This is a genomic window from bacterium (genome assembly GCA_041648665.1).
Taxonomy (GTDB): Bacteria; UBA10199; UBA10199; order 2-02-FULL-44-16; family JAAZCA01; genus JAFGMW01.
In genome coordinates this window covers 1-4,046 of sequence record JBAZOP010000164.1, presented here as the reverse complement: position 1 = coordinate 4,046, position 4,046 = coordinate 1, and the positions used below count along the sequence as shown (strand labels likewise).

The window sequence follows — 4,046 nt, the reverse complement described above, 5'->3', positions numbered from 1 at the left end:
CACGTAATCATCCCAATGGATTCCGGTGAGGTCGATCCCTGCGCCGATCTTTTCGAGCATGTACGGCAGCGTGCTCTGCTGCTCGATGAACTTCCGCATGAACGCTTCGTCCTCTTCCAGCGCCCCGGTGTATTCTTTCATGTAGACGATGAGATCGAGGAGCGGGCCGTTCACCTGTTGGAGCGTCTCCCATAGATCCTTGTTGATCTCGTTCAGTTCGGCTTGAACGGTCAGCATCTGCTTGAAGGCGTTCAACGCTTCGATCGACGATTCCCCGTAGGTCTGCCGTGCCATCTCGAACGCGACGACAGCGGAGTTCACCTTCGTCTGCAATTCATCGAACGTCGGTGTGTACCCTTGGGCGATCTTGCGGGCGGTGTCAGCCGAATCGTCTAGGATCATCTGATACGTCGCGGCGATCTGTGCAGAGATCTCTTGACTATTTTCCGCGATCAGCTTTCCGGCGACCTCGAATGCTGCAAGAGCATCCTGGCCGACTGCGGATAGCGATTGATCCACTGCGGACGCTGTCTCCGCTAGGCCGATAGACAAGCCTTCGGCGAAGGACTCACCGGCTTTCGTCCCGACAGCGGCGAAGCCTTCGGTCGCATTCGCCGCCGCGCCCAGCCCGGCAGAGACCGTATCGGAGACCGCAGCCCCGAATTGCGAAGCCTGCTCGCTGAATCCAGAGATGAGATCCTCTGCCATCTCCTCACCCTTTTCGAGGAAGCCACGGCGGTATCTCTCAAGGATCTTCTCTAACTTGGGATATTCCGATTCGAGAGCGTCGAAGATCTGATCTACGCCATCAGTCCACGCGGCTTCGATCTCGTCAGCCGGAAGATCGAGCACCGCGATTTTCAACTCATCCAGCTTGGCAATGAGGTCGTCGAACGCGACCTCTCCGATCATGTGGTCGAGCATCCCGACGCCATTCGACATCTGCTCTAGGGCGCTGTTGATCGTACCGCTTGCCTCGAACAGACCAGCGCCAAGATCGATGTACGCCTGCTCAAGTTCCGCCGCCGCTTGCCGTGCTTCGGCGAACTTGGAGACGACGGCTATCGTCGCAGCGGCGATCGCGGCCAATCCTAACAGGATCGGATTCGCCATGAATGCGCCGAGCGCCTTCGATAACAGCCCGACCGCCGTCGTGAGCTTCCCCACAATGAGGACAGCGGGGCCGACAGCCGCGACGAGAGCGACGACTTTGATGATCGTTTTCTGTGTGCTCTCTGGTAGATCGCCGAACCACTTGATGATCGCCGCCAGTTTCTCGCCGAAGTCTTTGAGTGCCGGGATCACTGTGTTCTGAATGATCGGCACGAACGTATTGCGCATCATCGGCGCAAGGCTGATCCCCATCTCGTTCTTTGCCGCTGCGAGTTGCGCCGTGATGGAGTCCCAGGCGTTGTCGAAGTCCGCCGCCGCCTTGATCCCCTCGTCGCTGATGACGACGCCTAGATCGTGGGCCTCTTCTCGGAGCCGCTCGATCTCGTCACCACCCGCCGCGATGATCGGTGCGACCTCTTTCCAGCCGAGGCCCAACGTTTTTGATGCGATCGAGTTCCGTTCGAGCACGTCAGGGATCGTCGATAGGCGATCGAGCAACAGCGTGAACACGTCTTCCGGCGACTTGCCACGAATGTCCTCAAAGGTCAACCCGAGCTTGGCGAGAGCCTCCGCGCCTTCCCCCGTGTCGTTCTCTAGCTCGGCCATGCGGCGGCTGAGGCCATAGATCGCGGTCACGGCAGCGTCCGCGCTGACCCCACAGAGGGTAGCGATGTACCGCCACTCCTGTAGCGACTTAGCGGAGAGCCCAGTCTGCAGGCTCTGTGTCATGAGGTTGTCGGCGAACTGCCCGACGTTGACGGCGAGCGCAGTAACAGCCGCGCCGACAGCGACGATCGGACCCGTGACCCACTTCGTCATTGTGGTGCCGGTATCGGAGATCGACTTGCCCATCTTCTCGGTCTTCTGTCCGAAGTCCGTCAGGCTCTTCGATGCTGTTTCCAGCCCCTTCGCCAAGCCAGCGAGGTCCGCCGTGATCCCGATTCCCAGAGTCCCGAGCAGTGTCGACATGTCAGCCTCGCTTGATGTGCTTTCTCACGTACTCGTCCTTGTAGAATGCTGCCCGATCCGGTGCCTCGTCAGCGGATGAGACGATGAGCGGTTTCGACTTCGGCAAGGGCTTCTTCGCCAGCGCCGCGCCGTATGTCCCGATCACCGCTTCGCCGATCATCTGTGTTCCTCTCCTCTGCTCCTCTTCCGCCATCCCGAGATACCAGTACCAGTCCTCTATCGGATGGCCGTCTAGCCAGTAGTTCGGCGTCGTTCCGGGATACAGAATCGACAGCCGCGCCAGTATCCGCCCGAGTTCGATACTCGTTATCCCTCGGGCGTTACCGCTTCCCCCTTCTTCTCATGCTCCTCTCGGGCACGTGTCTTCAACGGTTCGAGCGTGAAGTCGATGAGCGCCAAGAGCTGGTTCAGATCCGCGTTATCGAGCAACCAGTCGAGCGTGATCTCGGGATCGTGGACCTTGGCGATGCGCACAACGAGCGACAGCGCCTTGTCCAGCCGTTCCTCTCCGGTGTACTTCTGCATCTCATCCGCGAATCGCGCCGCCTCCATGAGGACACGGGCGGGGATCGTTGTCACGTCGATCACCCGCCCGCCAAGTCGGGCCTGGCGCTGCTGTGGAGCCAGCTTATCGAAGTCTTTCACGATCGGGCCCATCGCCAGTTCCTTCTCTTTCTCCGGCATCGTTCCTCCTTGTGCCTATGCGAATGCCAGCTCTTCTGGCAGCTTCGCGCAGCTTCTTAGCCGTCTCGATCCATCCAGTACCGTGCATTGTACTATGAACTATGTTGCTCATCCTCGATTAGGAAAAGCTGTTCTCCCGCAGTCAGCGCCGTATCCGGCACGCCGGTCATCGAGATCGGGCAGAGCATCGGATCGTCGGCGTCGTCAGACGGGAAGTTGAGCGTGATCCCGCTTTCCGGCGTCGCGCTGTAGACCGTGATACGGAAGATCTTCCCGGCGCTGTCCGTGTTCGTGAACCGGCAGACGCGGGCGGTGAACTCGGTGAGCCCGCCGCCCTTGAGCGTTCGGCTGGCAAGCGGCGTGTAGGTGTAGTTGACGTAGATCGTCCCGCCCGTCAGGATCGCGCCGCGGGTGATCGTGATGGTGTCGCCCTCAACCTCGTTGACGAGCACTTCGGAAACCGTGATCGTGTCAGCCGTGACTGCCGTGACCGTTTTCACTCCGTTGTTCGCCGTCTCGGTGAACCCAGTGACATAGATGTGATCGCCGACGGCTGGCTGCACGTCCCACGCGCCTGCGCTCAGGAAGTAGGCCGTCGTTCCGGTGACTGCGCAGACTGCCGTTGCGCCTTCGATCACCGTCGGATAGGCTCGCGCAATCGTCGTGTAGCCGTCCGCGTTGACGTTGATGACGTAGTCGCAATCGCGGACGTAGGTCGTACCGCCGCCGGATACGCTCGTTGCGGAGATCGTAGCGACTTCCGTACCCGCGCCGTTGCGGTACGTCAGGACGTTCTCTGTCGTTCCGGTGAGGACTTGGACCTCATTCGTCACGGCAACCGGCGCGGCGGCAACCGTCGCATGCGTCAGGACGCCAGAGTAGAACGATGAAAGCTTCTCTAGGTTGACTTCCATGAGGTCGGCAGAGATCCCACATTCTTCGTTTCGGATCGCTTCCATGATCGTTCCCGCGTTGTCCGACTTGACCGTCACCTTGTCGAAGCGGTACTCCCACACGCCGTTGCGGATCGCCCCGATATCCACGAGCGCCCCGACGGTGGCCCCCATCTCGAACTTCGCCGATCCAAACCGGATCGCATTCTCTACCTGCACACTCGTCTGAGCCATGGTCAGACCTCCCTATATGTGAGCTTGAAGTCCACGGGCACCGTGTAGCGCCCTGTCTCGGGATCTCGTAGGTCGAGATCGTTTACCTCGCTGCAATAGATGATCCGCAATCCGGCAGAGGTGCCTTTCTTGCGGCCTGCGGCATTGATGAGT

General features: G+C 60.0%; 4 protein-coding genes. All 4 read right to left on the bottom strand.

All coding sequences use genetic code 11. From position 1 onward, the window contains the following. On the bottom strand, positions 1-2,082 hold a 2,082-nt coding region (locus WC683_19970), incomplete at its 3' end, for a hypothetical protein (protein MFA4974886.1). A gap of 1 nt (position 2,083) precedes the next feature. Then, positions 2,084-2,242, bottom strand: coding sequence for a hypothetical protein (locus WC683_19965; protein MFA4974885.1), 159 nt, complete (start codon positions 2,240-2,242; stop codon positions 2,084-2,086). Positions 2,243-2,388: 146 nt separating this feature from the next. Further along, positions 2,389-2,766: a hypothetical protein gene (locus WC683_19960; GenBank protein MFA4974884.1), complete on the bottom strand. Its 378-nt coding sequence runs from the start codon at positions 2,764-2,766 to the stop codon at positions 2,389-2,391. 92 nt (positions 2,767-2,858) lie between these two features. After that, positions 2,859-3,893: a hypothetical protein gene (locus tag WC683_19955; GenBank protein ID MFA4974883.1), complete on the bottom strand. Its 1,035-nt coding sequence runs from the start codon at positions 3,891-3,893 to the stop codon at positions 2,859-2,861. Positions 3,894-4,046: the final 153 nt, after the last annotated feature.

What these genes read in the sequence shown, in the direction of transcription:
- WC683_19955 (MFA4974883.1), bottom strand. Translation starts at nt 3,893, where the DNA reads ATGGCTCAGACGAGTGTGCAGGTAGAGAATGCGATCCGGTTTGGATCG.
- WC683_19965 (MFA4974885.1), bottom strand. Translation starts at nt 2,242, where the DNA reads ATGATCGGCGAAGCGGTGATCGGGACATACGGCGCGGCGCTGGCGAAG.
- WC683_19960 (MFA4974884.1), bottom strand. Translation starts at nt 2,766, where the DNA reads ATGCCGGAGAAAGAGAAGGAACTGGCGATGGGCCCGATCGTGAAAGAC.